This is a genomic window from Paraglaciecola sp. (assembly GCF_030730205.1).
In the GTDB taxonomy this organism is placed as follows: Bacteria; Pseudomonadota; Gammaproteobacteria; order Enterobacterales; family Alteromonadaceae; genus Paraglaciecola.
The window spans coordinates 1-16,713 of the sequence record NZ_JANQVQ010000121.1 but is presented as its reverse complement, the minus strand read 5'-3'; the positions used below and the strand labels follow the sequence as shown (position 1 = coordinate 16,713).

At 44.4% G+C, this 16,713-nt stretch carries 13 protein-coding genes; 9 read left to right on the top strand and 4 right to left on the bottom strand.

Annotation, left to right across the window (positions count from 1 at the left end):
- A partial coding sequence (locus NWQ57_RS08685; protein WP_306021754.1) for a transposase domain-containing protein occupies positions 1 to 250 on the top strand: 250 nt, incomplete at its 5' end.
- A 182-nt stretch (positions 251 to 432) separates the two neighbouring features.
- Here the strand turns inward: NWQ57_RS08685 and tal are convergent.
- Together tal and tkt are read right to left on the bottom strand one after the other, a co-directional pair.
- Entirely contained in the window at positions 433 to 1,392 is a 960-nt protein-coding gene (gene tal / locus NWQ57_RS08680; protein WP_306021753.1) for a transaldolase, read from the bottom strand.
- Positions 1,393 to 1,473: 81 nt separating this feature from the next.
- Entirely contained in the window at positions 1,474 to 3,474 is a 2,001-nt protein-coding gene (gene tkt / locus NWQ57_RS08675) for a transketolase (RefSeq protein WP_306021752.1), read from the bottom strand.
- Positions 3,475 to 4,017: 543 nt separating this feature from the next.
- Between tkt and NWQ57_RS08670 the strand changes: the two genes are divergently transcribed.
- From NWQ57_RS08670 to NWQ57_RS08640, 7 genes are all read left to right on the top strand, one after another.
- Positions 4,018 to 5,682, top strand: a complete 1,665-nt coding sequence (locus NWQ57_RS08670; RefSeq protein ID WP_306021751.1) for a ribulokinase — start codon at positions 4,018 to 4,020, stop codon at positions 5,680 to 5,682.
- Between the two features lie 31 nt (positions 5,683 to 5,713).
- Entirely contained in the window at positions 5,714 to 6,409 is a 696-nt protein-coding gene (locus NWQ57_RS08665) for an L-ribulose-5-phosphate 4-epimerase (RefSeq protein ID WP_306021750.1), read from the top strand.
- Positions 6,410 to 6,445: 36 nt separating this feature from the next.
- On the top strand, positions 6,446 to 7,948 hold the full coding sequence (gene araA / locus NWQ57_RS08660; RefSeq protein ID WP_306021749.1) for an L-arabinose isomerase: 1,503 nt from the start codon (positions 6,446 to 6,448) through the stop codon (positions 7,946 to 7,948).
- Between the two features lie 60 nt (positions 7,949 to 8,008).
- Entirely contained in the window at positions 8,009 to 8,611 is a 603-nt protein-coding gene (locus NWQ57_RS08655) for a beta-phosphoglucomutase family hydrolase (RefSeq protein ID WP_306021748.1), read from the top strand.
- 98 nt (positions 8,612 to 8,709) lie between these two features.
- Entirely contained in the window at positions 8,710 to 9,948 is a 1,239-nt protein-coding gene (locus NWQ57_RS08650; RefSeq protein WP_306021747.1) for an aldose epimerase family protein, read from the top strand.
- A 35-nt stretch (positions 9,949 to 9,983) separates the two neighbouring features.
- Positions 9,984 to 11,915: a glycoside hydrolase family 97 protein gene (locus tag NWQ57_RS08645; RefSeq protein WP_306021746.1), complete on the top strand. Its 1,932-nt coding sequence runs from the start codon at positions 9,984 to 9,986 to the stop codon at positions 11,913 to 11,915.
- 26 nt (positions 11,916 to 11,941) lie between these two features.
- Positions 11,942 to 13,822 carry a family 43 glycosylhydrolase gene (locus NWQ57_RS08640; RefSeq protein ID WP_306021745.1) on the top strand — a complete coding sequence of 627 codons (1,881 nt, stop codon included), beginning with the start codon at positions 11,942 to 11,944 and terminating at the stop codon, positions 13,820 to 13,822.
- A 78-nt stretch (positions 13,823 to 13,900) separates the two neighbouring features.
- Here NWQ57_RS08640 and NWQ57_RS08635 read toward each other — a convergent pair whose 3' ends face one another.
- Both NWQ57_RS08635 and NWQ57_RS08630 read right to left on the bottom strand, forming a co-directional pair.
- Entirely contained in the window at positions 13,901 to 14,848 is a 948-nt protein-coding gene (locus tag NWQ57_RS08635) for a glycoside hydrolase family 43 protein (RefSeq protein WP_306021744.1), read from the bottom strand.
- Between the two features lie 33 nt (positions 14,849 to 14,881).
- Positions 14,882 to 15,007, bottom strand: coding sequence for a hypothetical protein (locus NWQ57_RS08630; RefSeq protein ID WP_306021743.1), 126 nt, complete (start codon positions 15,005 to 15,007; stop codon positions 14,882 to 14,884).
- A 151-nt stretch (positions 15,008 to 15,158) separates the two neighbouring features.
- On the opposite strand from NWQ57_RS08630, the gene NWQ57_RS08625 reads away from it, so the two are divergent.
- Positions 15,159 to 16,713: family 43 glycosylhydrolase (locus NWQ57_RS08625; protein WP_306021742.1), on the top strand; the 1,555-nt coding region annotated here is incomplete at its 3' end.

The window sequence follows — 16,713 nt, the reverse complement described above, 5'->3', positions numbered from 1 at the left end:
TGGGAGGCTCAGCATAGATAACAACAGAGCCGAAAGAGCCATAAAACCGTTCGTGATGGGCAGGAAGGCATGGATGTTCTCGCAAACAGCCAAAGGTGCACAGTCAAGTGCCGTGCTGTATTCGATAGTGGAGTCGGCTAAAGCCAATGGGCTGACACCCTATGATTACATTACCCATCTGCTAGCGCAATTTAGTCAGCCAGAGCCTGACATCGAAAAACTGCTACCGTGGAATGTTAATCTAGGCTAGGCGTCTTTGCCGAGACGCTTATGATAGAGGGCTGTATTACTCAATCAGGGAAGGTTGGCTAGTTTGGTTGATTTAAAATGATACTGCAATGGTCCACCCGGCGAGACTCGAATTCAAGACCTCGCCATGCGGAAAGACTCTAACATTTAGTGAGCTCACCACATTTGCCACTGAGGTTGTTATTAAGGGGTATTGAAATAAGTAGATAACATTTCACCTAATGATTCCTGATCAATAGCAAAATTACGAATACCCTCCGCTAATTTTTCGGTCGCCATTGCGTCTTGGTTGTGTTGCCAACGAAATTCACTTTCACTCATTATTTTTGGCGCGGTAAGCGCTACAAAATCGTTTATCAGTTTTTGCTCAAAATGGTCAGAAGAGTTTGACAATTCCTCTAAAAGTTGGGGGCTGATGGTAAGACGATCGCAACCTGCAAGCTCGATTATTTGACCTGTGTTCCGGAAGCTTGCTCCCATGACGACAGTGTTATAGCCATGACTTTTATAATATTTGTAAATACTACTTACCGAAATTACGCCAGGATCCTCAGACGATTCGTAAGTCAGACTAGTTTTTGCTTTGTGCCAGTCTAAGATCCTTCCAACAAACGGTGATATTAGAAACACTTTAGCTTCACAACATGCTCTAGCTTGAGCGAAAGAAAATAACAAGGTTAAATTACAATTTATTCCTTCTTTTTCAAGTGCTTCTGCTGCTTTAATGCCTTCCCACGTTGCAGCTAGTTTAATCAGTACTCTTTCTTTTTTTACACCAGCAAGCTCATACAATTTAATCAGTTTTTTCGCTTTTTCTATCGAGCCTTTCGTATCGAATGACAGGCGGGCGTCTACTTCAGTTGAAATCCTTCCCGGAATGAAATTTAATATCTCCCTACCAATATTAACGGCTAGTTTGTCTTCAGCTTCTAATATTTGAGTATGTTTATCATCAGATAAACTTTTTGCGTAGTTTACGGCGTCCTCTAATAAGTTTTTATATTTAGATAATTTTGCCGCTTTAAGTATCAATGTAGGATTAGTTGTTGCATCTTCAGGATGATACTTTTGAATTTCTTCGATATCGCCAGTGTCAGCAACAACTGTTGTGACGGTACGTAATACATCAAGTTGATTTGTCATATTTACTTCTTTTTTAATTAGTAGTTTAAAATTTGTGATTGTGTGAGTTGAAAATGGATAAATCTTTTAGTCTTAGCACATTTAAGGCTTGCTCTCTTCGCTAAGCTTAGTCAAAGCTTTAGCAACTAGATTTTCTGAAGTGAGACCAAATTTTACATATAATTGCTCTGCGCTCGCCGACGCGCCAAATTCATTTACACTTAAAACGTCGTTTTCGTCGGCCACATATCTAGTCCAACCAAATGAACTAGCCGCTTCAATCGCTAGTCGAGGTTTATCTCCTAACACTTCTTGGTGATACTCATTAGGTTGTGCATCAAATAATGACCAACATGGCAATGAGACAACTGCTACATGAACGCCTAATTTTTCAAGTTTGACTGCTGCCTCGATCGCTATGGCAACTTCTGTACCCGTTGCAATTATTGTTAGGTCTCTTGGTTTCTGCGTTTCTCGTATCAGATATCCACCTTTTGAGACTAAATTGAGAGGTGTATGGGATAGTCTGACTGCTGGAGAGTTTTGCCTTGATAACGCAAATAGTGAAGGGCCTGTTGTTTTTAAGGCTATTTGATAAGCCTCTATAGTTTCAGTTAAATCAGCCGGCCTAAAAACCTTCATACCTGGAATTGCCCTCAGGCTTGCAAGGTGTTCAACTGGTTGGTGAGTTGGACCATCTTCACCAAGTCCAATAGAATCATGTGTCATTATATACAGAACTTTTGTTTGCATCAGGGCAGATAATCGGATGGCATTCCTCATATAATCTGAAAAAACAAGAAATGTACCTCCATAGGGTATTATGCCCCCATGCAGCGACATGCCGTTCATGGTTGCTGCCATAGCAAACTCTCTAACACCATATCTGATGTACCGTCCACTTTTTCCAGGATTAAAAGTACTGTCGGTAGCCGCTGTTTGAGTCAAATTTGAACCTGTTAAATCGGCTGAGCCGCCTATGAGTTCAGGTAAGTTTTTACCAACGACTTCTAGCGCTATTTGACTTGCTTTGCGAGTTGCTAGGCTAAGGAGTTCAGTTGGTAAGTTTAGTTTTGCTGTTTCAATAACGTCATCAAAATTTGATGGGAGGTTCCCCTCCATTCGCCTCACAAAATCTTCTCGGTCGATTTGGGGCATGGTAGCAAGACTCTTTTCCCAAGTAATGCGAAGCGTCTGACTCATTGCGCCTGTTTTCCTCCAATCTTGTAATACTTCGCTTGGAATAGAAAACGGCTCTTCTACTAAATTCAAGTTAGATTTAGCTAATCTTGCTTCTTCGCTACCCAAAGGTGAACCGTGAATACCTGCGTTATTTGCTTTGGTTGGAGCCCCATATCCGATGATTGTTTTGAATAAAACAATGGAGGGTTTTGATAATTCTTGCTTTGCTTCTTGAAGCGCGCGGTCGATATCTTCAAAGTTATGGCCGTCAGCTATAATAGTATGCCATCCCATGGCTTCAAATTTTTTATTTGTGTTGTCGGTAAATGCAAGATCTGTATTCCCATCAATTGAAATACTATTCATATCATAAAGCACGTTTAGCTGGCCTAATTTAAGGTGTCCCGCCAAAGATGCAGCCTCTTGACCAACCCCTTCCATTAAACATCCATCCCCAACAAATACCCATGTCCGATGGTTACATATGTGTTCCCCAAACTCATCTCGTAGACGTTGTTCAGCCAATGCGAGACCAACTGCCATGCCTAACCCTTGACCTAGTGGACCAGTTGTTGCCTCTACACCAGGAGTGTGACCTACTTCTGGGTGCCCTGGGGTAATTGAACCTGCTTTTCGAAAGCTTTTTATGTCTTCTAATTCAACACCGTTTACTCCAATAAGATAGAGTAATGAATATAGTAACATCGCGCCATGTCCGTTGGACAAGACCACCCGATCTCGGTCGTGCCAATTCGGCGCGTCAGGATCAAATTTTAAATGATTGCGGTACAATATAGTAGCAATGTCCGCCATCCCTAAAGCAGCACCCGGATGCCCATGTCCGGCATTTTCAACCGCATCGATGACTAACCCTCTAATAGTATTTGATAATATTTGGTAATTAATTTTGTTGTTTCTCATTTGGTCTATTCCGTGAACGAGGTTTAAGTATCTTGTCTGCAAATATCATTAAATGACTTAACACATTTGATTGCTTACAAATGTGCTTTACAGTGACAGCATCTATACGCTTAATTGTAATACAATATTACCATATAATTTGTTTTATTTTTAAATTTAAACTGAAAATTTTTAACATTAGATGCACTTTGCTTTGAAATACTAGGATATCCAGCAAAATCTGGTGGCCATCAAAAGAATTTTTGATGTAACGAATTGTTCATTGCTGCTGAAGCTGAAATATCAAATATATTTTTCATCGTATAGAATTATTCACTCTTCAAACCTCTGCCAATAACATTATAAATAGACAATAAAACGGCAAGTGGTTCCTCCATTATTATTAAATAATACAACCATTATTGAGTGGTTACGGAGTTATTTAGACATTTATGCTTTTACATTCTCTTTACATTGGTATTTTAATGTTATTATAATACAATTAAGGTTTTTCGCTTGAGCAAATAATTGCGTACAAGTGATTTCAAGAAAGTAAGGGTGTTTATGTCGCGCTATGTTTTGGGGCTAGATTACGGATCAGACTCTGTCAGAGCCTTGCTGGTGGATACCAGTAACGGTAGGGAAGTCGCTGATCATATGGTGGTTTACCCACGTTGGAGTAAAGGTTTGTATTGTGAGCCGCAGCGGGATCAGTTCAGACAACATCCACAAGATTATTTAGATAGCCTTGAAGAAGTGATGGCTGGTTTGTGGTGGAAGGTACCAACTGGTATTGCCGATAAAGTCGTGGGTTTAAGTATTGATACTACGGGGTCGACGCCGGTGGCGATTAACAAACAGGGTGTGCCTTTGGCCTTGACCCCCGAGTTTAGTGAAAACCCCAATGCGATGTTTGTGTTGTGGAAAGATCACACGGCCATTAAAGAAGCGGCTGAAATAACCCAAAAAGCCACTGCCAATTCAATTAATTACATCAGTAATATGGGCGGCGTGTATTCCTCAGAATGGTATTGGGCCAAAGCCCTACATGTATTACGCAGCGATGAACAAGTTCGTAAAGCTGCCTATAGCTGGGTAGAACACTGTGATTGGTTGACCGCGGTTTTGACCGATACCACCGATCCCTCGGTATTTAAAATGGGCCGTTGTGCCGCTGGCCACAAAATTATGTGGAACGAACAGTGGGGCGGTTTTCCTCCGAATGATTTTTTTGTGGCTATCGACCCCCTACTTGATGGTTTGGTCGATACTTTAAATGCTGATACCCAGACTTCAGATCAGTTAGCAGGTAGATTGACCCAAGAATGGGCTGCCAAACTCGGTTTGCGAGTAGGCATTGCTGTGGGTTATGGCGCCTTTGATTGTCATATGGGCGCGGTTGCAGCCAATGTTAAACCCGGTGTGTTAACCAAAGTTATGGGCACCTCGACCTGCGACATTACCGTCGTTGCGCCGCAGCAATTAGCGGGTGCCAGCGTCAAAGGTATTTGTGGCCAAGTAACGGGTTCGGTTATCCCTGACATGGTGGGTTTGGAAGCAGGTCAATCGGCTTTTGGTGATTTGTATGCTTGGTTTAAAAACGTACTCAATTGGCCAATGGCAAATATTAATCTCAATATTACGGGGGTTGATGCCAATGCGGCGGTGGCGATAAAACAACATATTGAACAACAAACTTTGCAAGCCTTGTCTGACAAAGCCAGTCAGATTACACCTAAAGCCACTGATGTTGTGGCGCTTGATTGGATCAATGGCCGTCGTACTCCGGTTGCCAATCAGGGCGTGAGCATGGCTATTCAGGGTATCAAGATGGGTACTGACGCCAGCTATATTTTTAAAGCCCTAGTAGAAGCCACCGCTTTTGGTTCTAAAGCTATCACCGACTGTTTTACTGAGCAGGGTGTGCCGGTTAATTCCATCGTGGTGATAGGTGGTATTTCGAAAAAATCTGACTATGTGATGCAAACATGTGCTGACATTTGGAATTGCCAAATAGATGTACTTAAAAGTGAACAAAGCTGCGCCCTGGGTGCTGCCATATTTGCCTCTGTTGCTGCCGGCGTTTTTGCTACGGTGAGTGAAGCACAAGCCAGCTTAGCCTCGCCAGTATATAAAAGTTATCAGCCTAATCCTCAACGGGTGCCGGTGTACGAACAACTCTACGCCAAATATCAGACATTGGGCCATTATGAAAATGGGCTGGCATAAAAATGTGCTGTTATAAAAAAGGAGCTACAGCATGAAATATCGTGAGTTAAAACGCGAGGTTTATGAAGCAAATATAGAGCTGCAAACCCGTAATCTAGTGGTGTATACCTTTGGTAATGTGTCTCAAATTGATCGTGATGCAGGGGTGATTGCCATTAAACCCAGTGGAGTGTCGTACGCCGATATGAAAGCCGATGACATGGTGATAGTGGATTTAGATAACAAGATAGTTGAGGGCAGCATGCGTCCTTCTTCAGACACTAAAACTCATACTCATCTATATCGCCATTTTGCTGATATCGGTGGTGTTACTCATACCCATTCCACTTATGCCACAGCCTGGGCGCAGGCGAAATTATCTATCCCTTGTTTAGGTACTACTCACTCTGACTTTGTATTTGGTGAAATTCCTTGCACAGCAGAAATGAGTGACGAACAAATCAAACGAGATTACGAAGAAGAAACCGGGGTGCAAATTACTGACTGTTTCAAACAGCGTAGTCCTAATGAAGCACCCATGGTGATAGTGGCGGGACATGCGCCCTTTACCTGGGGCAAAGATGCTGCCAAGTCGGTATATCACGCGGTGATATTAGAAGAAATTGCCAAAATGGCCTATCTGACTCGTACCTTAAACCCAACAGGTTCGTTATTAAGTGCGGCGATTTTAAACAAACATTATCAAAGAAAACACGGTAGTGGCGCCTATTACGGCCAAAGCAACTAACCACAAATTTATTTATTACGAGGTTTAAACATTATTATGCCTACTAACAGCATTAAAAACGTCTGGTTTGTGACCGGATCACAAGATTTATACGGGCCCAAAGTCCTTGCATCCGTGGCTGAAAACAGCCAAGCCATGGTTAAAGAGTTAAATGAAACCGCAGGGTTAAACGTCAATTTGGTGTGGCAACCCACGGTGAAATCACCGGAAGAGATTTATGCGGTGTGCCAAGCGGCAAATACTGATCCTAACTGTGTGGGTCTGGTCTTATGGATGCACACCTTTTCACCCGCCAAAATGTGGATCAAAGGCTTAAATGCTTTGAGCAAGCCTTGGTTACATTTACATACTCAGTTCAACGCGGCCCTACCTTGGGCTGACATTGATATGAACTACATGAATTTGCACCAAAGTGCCCATGGTGATCGTGAATTTGGTCATATTGGCACTCGCATGCGTATCGAGCGTAAAGTGGTAGCTGGTTATTGGCGCAATAAAGACGTGCAAAAACAAATGGATGATTGGTGCCGTGCCGCCAGTGGCTGGCATGAAAGTCGTCATCTAAAGGTCGCGCGTTTTGGCGATAATATGCGTCAAGTGGCAGTCACCGAAGGTGATAAAGTCGCTGCACAAATTCAGTTTGGTTATGAAGTCAATGCCTACGGTATTCAAGATCTCGTTGATGTGGTCAATCAGGTCAGCGCCAGCGACATTAAAAACCAAATCGAATTATATAAAAATGACTACATCATCAGCGCTGATGCCTTGAATGATAGTTTTCAGTTTAAAATGTTTGAAAACGAAGCACGTCTTGAACTGGGCATGTTGAAGTTTTTAAATGACGGCAAATACAAAGCCTTTACTAACTGTTTTGAAAACCTCGCGGGCATGACGGGTTTACCCGGTTTGGCCACGCAACGTTTAATGTCACAAGGTTTTGGTTATGGCGGCGAAGGTGACTGGAAAACCTCGGCCATGGTACGAATCATGAAAGTGATGGGTGAGGGCAGAACAGGCGGCACCTCGTTTATGGAAGACTACACCTACAACTTCGCTGAGGTTGACCAAGTGTTGGGCGCTCACATGTTAGAAATTTGCCCTACTATTTCGCAAGCCAAAGCCCGTCTCGAAGTACATCGTCATACCATAGGTGTTAAATGTGATGTGGCGCGTTTGTTGTTTACCGCGTCGCCAGGCCCATCCATTAATGTTTCACCTATCGATATGGGTAATCGTTTCCGTATTATCGTGAGCGAAGCTGACACTGTTACACCTCCGGCCGAGCTACCTAAATTACCTGTGGGCGGCGCAGTGTGGGAGCCAAAACCCAACCTATCGGTTGCCTCTGCGGCTTGGATCCATGCGGGTGGTGCTCATCACTCGGCTTACAGCCAGACAGTCACCACCGACATGATCATTGATTATGCGGAAATGGCCGGAGTTGAAGCTGTGGTTATTGATGCTGATACCACTATCCGTGGCTTCAAAAACGAGTTGCGCCAAAGCGCTGCGTATTATCACCTCAATCGCGGCTTGTAAAAGCTCTTGGAAAAAGCCAATCTGCGGATTGGCTTTTTCAACGATTAAACAAGGTAAAAAATGTTAGATCTCTCTCGTTACAGCGCCATTATTTTTGATATGGATGGCACCCTAATTGATTCAATGGGCGCTCATATACAAGCCTGGCGCATGACCTGTGAACATTTTTCTTATCCCTTTGATGGAGATTTTATGCATGGTTTGGGTGGGGTACCCACGCGGCAAACCGTGGTTTTGTTAAATGAAAAGTTCAATCTTCAGCACTCGCCTGATGATGTAGCCGCCAAAAAACGTGAATTTTGGTTAACCCTAGACGATTCTCCGCGCATTATTGAACAAACCCATCAGGTACTGCAGCACTATCACGGCAAACTAAAGATGGGCATTGGTACCGGGGCAGAACGCGCACACGCTGTTGATTTACTAAATAAAACGGGGCTTGATCAATTAGTTACTACCTTGGTTACTGCCACCGATGTTACTCACGGCAAACCCCATCCCGAAACCTTTTTAACGGTCGCCCAATTATTGGGGGTAGATCCCGCTAAGTGCGTGGTGTTTGAAGATACCTTAATTGGCAAAGAAGCTGCTACTCGAGCCGGAATGGATTGTATTTTGGTGTTAGATGGACAAATTCAACTAGAGAGACAAAGTCTGCTCTAGGCTTGATTACGTGCTATTGACTGGTCCGTTTATTTTATTTTTATCAAGACTAATTAATTGCCTTACTAAATTATAAAAACCTTACTACAGGATAAATTATGTCTCAGACCTTATTAAGCAAACACCACACTAGCCCTCTTGTTTCAAAAATATTATGCATGCGTGCACTTACTGTCGCTCTGGCGGCTTTATTTCTAAGTGGTTGCAATCCTGCTGGGCAAAGTACCAGCCAGACATCAAGTGAAAAAACAGCCGTAATGGAACAAACAATGAAAAGTACAAAATTTTCCGCTACTAGCAAGCCCTATGGGCAATTAGCCGATGGTACCCAAGTGGACATGATCACCTTAAGTAATCCCAATGGCATTGAAGTGGATGTGATCAGTTACGGCGGGATTATTACGCGTTTATTAACCCCAGATGCACAAGGCCAGTTGGGCGATATCGTCTTAGGTTTTGACAATCTTGACGATTATGTGAGTGCCAGCCCCTATTTTGGCGCTTTGATTGGTCGTTATGGAAATCGTATTGCCAATGGCCGTTTTACCTTAAATGGTGAAACCTATCAACTAGATACTAATGACGGAGCTAACCATTTACACGGTGGGGTGCAAGGTTTTGACAAAAAAGTATGGGCTATGAAACCCTTTACCACAGCTAACAGCGCCGGAATTGTCTTAACCTTAAATAGCCCAGATGGCGACCAAGGTTACCCCGGTAATTTAGCCGTCGAAGTGACCTATGAACTGACTGCTGATAATCAGTTAGATATGCGCTTTAAAGCCAACACTGATAAAGCCACAGTGGTTAACTTAACCCAACACACTTATTTTAATTTGGCGGGCAAAGGCGACATTCTTGCTCACCAGATGCAAATCAATAGCGCTACTCTTACTCCCGTTGGCGCAGGTTTGATCCCTACCGGTGAATTAAGCTCGGTCGAAGGTACACCTTTTGATTTTCGTGCACCTAAAGCCATTGGCCAAGATATAGGCGCTGATGATGAGCAACTGGCTTTGGGCTTGGGTTATGACCACAACTACGTAGTAAAAGCAGCGCCAAGTGATGAACTTGTGTTAGCGGCGACAGTGAGTGAGCTGACTACTGGCCGTGTATTAGAAGTGTGGAGTGAAGAGCCCTCAGTACAGTTTTACTCGGGTAACTTTTTGGATGGTACTTTACAGGGCAAAGGCCGTACTTTTGGTTTTCGCAGCGGTTTTTGTTTAGAGCCGCAGCACAATCCAGATTCGCCTAATCAGCCACAATTCCCAAGCACCACTTTGTTGCCAGAAGATACTTATCAAACTCGCATCGTTTATCGTTTTGCGACTAAATAATGCGCATTAACAAAACTCAAACGGGAGCAATAAAGATGAAACTATGGGTCGCACTTTTATTGTCGACGTTTGTGTGTGGAACTCCGATGGCGCTCGCGGCGCCTCTGAGTAAAATCACTAGCCCAGACAATAATATTTCGGTCACCATTGATTTAGATGATGCGGGACAACTGAGTTATCAGTTGTTCCGTCAGCAACAGCCTGTGATGGAGCCTTCCGCTTTGGGGATAAGCCTGCATAACACTGATTTTACTCATGATTTGAGCTTGGTGAGCAAGTCGTCGCTGGAAACCATTCGCGAACATTATTCATTAAAAACCGGCAAAGCCAGTGAAATTGATTATGTAGCTAAAGAGCAGAGATTGCATTTCCGTAATGCGGCATCCCATCCTGTGGCATTGGTACTGCGGGTATCCAACGATGGTTTGGCCTTTCGTTATGAACTGGGTGGTGAGTCGCAAGATATACGGGTGGTGATGTCGGAGGCCAGTAGTTTTAACTTTTATGCCGACACTCAAGCCTGGTTGCAGCCTAAGTCGGTGGTTAAGTCGGGTTGGATGCAAACTAACCCTTCTTATGAAGAAAGTTATGAAATGGCCATGCCAGTCGGTACTGCCTCACCCACTCAAGCGGGTTGGATATATCCGGCCTTATTTCACTACAAAGATACTTGGATTGCTATCTCGGAAGCGGGCATGGATGGTCATTATAGTGGCACAAACCTAGCCCAAAACAGCCCAAGTGGTAATTATCAGATCCGTATGCCCCAAGCCGGCGAAGTGACCACCAATGGCGCCTTACTATCCCAAGCTAAACTGCCGTTTAATTCGCCTTGGCGGATTATCGCAGTGGGCACTTTGGCACAAGTGTATGCCTCAACCTTAGGCACCGATTTAGCCTTGCCTGAAGTTGAGGGAGACTTTGACTTTGTGAAACCCGGCATTGCAGCATGGAGTTGGGGTTTACTTAAAGATGACGCCACTGTGTATCCGGTGCAAAAAGAATTTATCGATTACGCCGCGACTATGCACTGGCCCTATGTGCTAGTGGATGCCGATTGGGATGTGAAAATTGGTTACGACAAAATTGCTGAATTAGTGCAGTATGCGGCAACTAAAAATGTGGCTCTGTTGCTGTGGTACAACTCATCAGGCGCATGGAACGACACGGTTTACACCCCAAAAAGTCGTTTATTGACTCGAGCCGATCGTCGTGCTGAGTTTGCGCGTATTCACCAAATGGGTATTCGTGGCATTAAAGTGGACTTTTTCCCTGGCGATGGCCAATCAGCCATGCATTACTATCAAGATATACTCGCCGATGCGGCGGATTTTAAGCTGATGGTTAATTTTCATGGCGCGACTTTACCCCGCGGTATGCAGCGCACTTATCCAAATTTTTTAACCTCGGAAGCCATCAAAGGTTTTGAAATGATCACCTTTGATCAAAAAACCGCCAATGCTGAAGCTAGCCACGCCACGACCATCCCTTTTACTCGCAACTTGTTTGATCCTATGGATTTTACGCCCATGGTGTTGGGTGATATTCCCAATATTGAACGCAAGACCACTAACGGTTTTCAGTTAGCACTACCGGTGATATTTACCTCTGGTATCCAGCATTTGGTCACCACGCCCGAGCAAATGTCGCAGGTCCCTGACTATGTCAAAACCTATTTGCAAAACATACCTGGTCAATGGGATGAAAGTCGCTTGTTAGATGGTATTCCCGGCAAGCTCGTGGTGATCGCCAGACGCGCAGGGAACACGTGGTATGTGGCGGCCATCAACGGTGAAGATAAGGCAAAAGCATTGCAACTGGATTTAGTCTTTATGGGCAAGCAACAGGGCAATATGCTTAGTGATGGCCCTTTGCCACGTAGCATGGTTGAGACTGACATCGACAGCAAGCAAACCGCCTTTGCCCTGCCAGCGTCGGCTGGATTTGTATTAGTTTTTAATAAATAGTAGATAGGGATCCCATGAGAAATTGCATGAAAACCTTTAGTCAGTTGGCCGTAATAACACTAATTCTTGCTGTGACTGCCTGTAGTATTAATGAGGGAAAACACGCTGAAAAAGCGGGGGCGCCACAAAAAGGCAGCTTTACTAATCCGCTGTTTCCCAATGGAGCCGATCCTTGGTTGGAATATTGGGATGGTAATTATTATCTGACCACCACTACCTGGACATCAGAATTGGTGATGCGTAAATCGCCTACCTTAGCTGGCCTTGCCACTGCGGTTCCTATTAATGTGTGGTCGGCCACCGAAGCCCAGCGTTGCTGCAATTTTTGGGCCTTTGAGTTTCACCGTTTAAAAGGACCAAAAGGCTACCGCTGGTACATGATGTATACCGCGGGTCAAGACGGTACCTTGGATCACCAGCATCTTAATGTACTCGAAAGTGCCGGTGACGACCCTATGGGCCCCTATGAATATAAAGGTGCCATGATGCCGGATGTATGGAACATCGACGGTAATTACCTGCAACTAAAAGACAAACTTTATCTGATTTACTCCCAATGGCAGGGTGATGAGCAACGTAATTTGATTGCAGAAATGGATACACCTTGGAGTCTCAAGGCGGATACCAAACACGTGGTATTAACCAGACCTGTATTAGAGTGGGAAATAAGTGAACGTAAAGTCACCGAGGGCGCTGAAATTTTGCAGCACAATGGTCGCACCTTCATGACCTACTCAGGTAGTTTTTGTGATACGCCAGACTACAAACTGGGTTTATTAGAATTGGTGGGCGATGATCCTATGGTTGCAGCCAATTGGCAAAAGTCAGAAAAACCGGTTTTTGAGCGCACCGAGACCGTGTTTGGCCCTGGCCATAATGGCTTTTTTACCTCGCCGGACGGCACAGAAGACTGGTTGGTTTATCATGCTAATGCCTTGGAAACCGAAGGTTGTGGTGCTTCACGCTCCCTGCGCGCGCAAAAGTTTACTTGGCATGAGGACGGCACGCCCAATTTTGGCAAACCCATTACACCGGGTGTGATAGTTGCCCCACCTTCTGGTGAAGATGGTCCCTTAGAAACCATAGTTCAGGGTCAGACCTATTCCTTAGTTAACGCTACATCACAAAAGTGTTTGGATGTTGGTCCGAGTTTTGCCCTACAGGGCCAGTGTGCTGCCAGTACTAACGACTGGGTGCTGGACTCAACTACAGAAGGCTTTTACCGCTTAGCTAAACGTAATAGCAGACAATTTTTAGACCTTGCCCAATGTGAGGCCAAAGAAGGCGTGAATACCCAACTCTCACCTTGGCATAATAATTATTGTCAGCAATGGCAGCTTAGAGCCGCGGACGATGGTTTAGTCACTATTACCAATCGCGCCACAGGTTTAAATTTGTCGCTGGCTAATTGCTCAAGTGACCTTGGTCACGCAGTGCAACAAAATACCAATACTGAGTGCCAACAATGGCGTTTACAGGCTACTGGTGAAATGGCGATACTCAGTCAGCAAAGTGGCAAGGCCTTATCCATCGGCCAAAGCCCAGCTGAATTTGCCAGTAATGTTGAACAAAGTGCTTGGACCAATAACACCAATCAAATCTGGCAGATGACGGCCACAGAAGCAGGTTTTATGCAGCTTAAAAACAAAAATGCGCCACATTTGTGTGTGGGCATTGCTGATAATGCTGTGGTGCCAGGCGCTAACGTTGAGTTACAGCAATGCGTGGCACCAACCGCTCAATGGCGTATGCAACCGGTTAATGGTGGTGGCTTTAATTTGATTAACCGTTATAGCAAGCAGGCGATGAACTTAGCCAATTGTGGTTTAGCGCAGGGGACTAATATCGCTCAGGCTCCTTTGCTCGATAATAACTGTCAGGTGTTTCACTTACGCGCAACTCACTAAACTCTCTGGTTAATGAGCAAAAGGAAGCCCAGCAAGTGCTGGGCTTTTTTATCTCAATGGAATAGCAAATTAGAAGGTTTAGTTAATACCTTCGCTGGTCATAATTATCCGTTTTAGGCTGCCATCGGCATTGTAGTTCAGGGCGTCGATGGCAACTGAGCGACGGAAACGTCCACCACTAGGCTGACCATTAAGCGGTGGCACAGCGCCAGTGTGGTAAATAAAATAAGACTTACCTTTGAATTCAATTATGGACTGGTGATTGGTTTCACTGTTACCCGCTATTTCATTCAGAATACCTTTATATTCCCACGGGCCGTGAATGCTTTTGCTCATGGCGTAACAGATCTTTTCTGGAAATTCACAGGCGTAAGACAAATAATAATTGTCGTCTTTTTTGTGCACCCAAGCCGCTTCGGTAAACTTGGGTAAATCTAATGTTTTAATCTCACCATCGAGTTCGATCATATTGTCTTTGAGCTTGACGTATTTAGGCATTAAGTTGCCAAAAAACATATACACATCGCCGTTTTCTTCAATGTAAATCGCCGGATCAATATCGTCCCAGTCGTTGGGAGTTTGTTTGGTCATGTCGTCAGTGACGAGAGCCTTGCCTAGGGCATCTTTAAACGGCCCTGTTGGCGAGTCGGATACGGCAACTCCGATGGCAAAACCAGGTTTGTCATCTTTATGGCGCACTGTGGTGTAAAAGTAATATTTGCCCTTTCGTTTAACCATGTGAGCCGCCCAGGCTTCACCTTTAGCCCAGCTAAAATCAGTGGCTTGCATAATAGCTCCATGGGGCGTCCAGTGTTTCATGTCTTTAGAGGAAAACACTAACCAGTCATGCATTTCAAAAAACACATTATTGTCTTTGGCTTCATCATGGCCGGTATATAAATACACGGTATCACCGTCTACCAAAGCTGCAGGATCGGCAGTAAATACATCAACAAATAATGGGTTTTGTGCGGCCACTGCACTGCTTAATAATAAGGTCGCAGCGGATAAATAAGACTTAAACATAATAATTCCTTGGTATTTCACGTTTAGTTCAACTTACTGCAGCTTGGCTGCTTGTTTACCTTGCCAGTTCATCGCTAAGTCACGGAGAGCAAGCACTAAACCTGCGGCTTGTATTGGCAAACGTAAGTCAATTGTTAAAAAAAACAATATTAATTGCATTGCTAGTTAATCTTATGTAAAAATGATTTTAAATACTATAGTAATATTGTATGACAAGATTGTTTTGTTGTAACTAGTCAATCACAGTTAATGCGATATACCCGACTCAACCTTGATAAGAATTCGGACACAACACATGAGGCAAACCAAAATGAAACTTAAAACAGCACTCTTTTTGAGTGGGATAATAGCAGTTTCAGGATGCGGTGGTTCAGGAGACGATAGTAATTCTCCTCCATCTTATACAGCACCTGGCAACCAAACCGCAGTCGATCCTAACGCGGGCATTTCCGACAGCAGCCAATACAACGATATCGGCGTACATGATCCCTCCATAGTGAAAGTTGACGGCACCTATTATGTCTTTGGCTCCCACATGGCGGCGGCTAAGTCTACTGATTTGATGGGCTGGGAATACATTTCCAATTCAGTTGCAGATACGCCCTTGTTTAATACTTATGCCTCTGAAATCGCCGAAGGCATAGCCTGGACAGATGGTTTTATTGGTAACTGGGCGGCCGATGTTATTCAGGCGCCAAACGGCAAGTTTTGGTTTTATTACAATCACTGTGGTCAAGACAACCCTGACACTCCTGAGTTTGATGAGGTGTGCTGGAACCGTTCTTATTTAGGATTAGCTGTCTCTGATTCGGTTGAGGGCCCTTATACCAATCAAGGTGTGTTTTTACGCTCAGGGTATCGTGCGGGAGAATTAGACACTTATCCGGTGGATGGTGTGACTGCTTACAATCCTGCGGTACACCCTAATGCCATCGACCCCGCTGCATTTTACGATAAAAACGGCAATTTGTGGATGGTTTACGGTTCGTATTCTGGTGGAATTTTTGTATTAGCCATGGACGAAACCACGGGCATGCCAGAAGCCGGACAAGGTTATGGCAAACATTTAGTGGGGGGTAACTACAACGCCATTGAAGGTAGTTTTGTTATTTATAGCCCAGACAGTGATTATTATTATTTGTTTTGGTCTGACGCGGGTTTTGCCGCTGATGGTGGTTACAACATTCGCGTAGCGCGTTCCCGCACTCCCGATGGCCCTTATTTAGATGCCGCAGGCAATGACATGGTTAATGCCACTGTCGCCAACGAAATGGGTAACAAAATGTTGGGTAGTCATTTATGGGCCTCTGCCTTTGGCGATCCATCAGCTCAATATGGTTACAACGCACCCGGTCATAATTCGGCTTCATATGATGAGCAACTAGGTAAATATTTGCTGTTTACCCATACTCGTTTTCCACAAGAGGAAGGCCGTTACGACAATATTGAAGCTCACTCTGTGCGTGTGCACGAAATGTGGCTCAATAAAGACCAGTGGCTGGTGGTTTCCCCTCATCGTTATGCGCCAGTAGACGGTGATAATGTGGTTGACCCTGCAGATTTAGCCGGTGACTACCGCCTGATCTTGCAAGGTAAAGACAGTAATGGTGATGAACATCAGTCGGTGTATGTGTCGCTAACTAATCAAGGCCGTTATATACAGGGTGATTTGAGTGGCGTGTATAAACTCTACAGTGATGAGCCCGGCAGAATTCGCCTTTCTATTGATGATGATACGAGCTACGAAGCCGTGGCTAAGTGGCAATGGAATGTAGAAGATCAACGTTTTGAAGTGGTTATTTCAGGTCTGAGTAACACCGGTGAATCCTTGCTGGCAGCTAAGTTGCCCACAAAGTCGGTGGCGC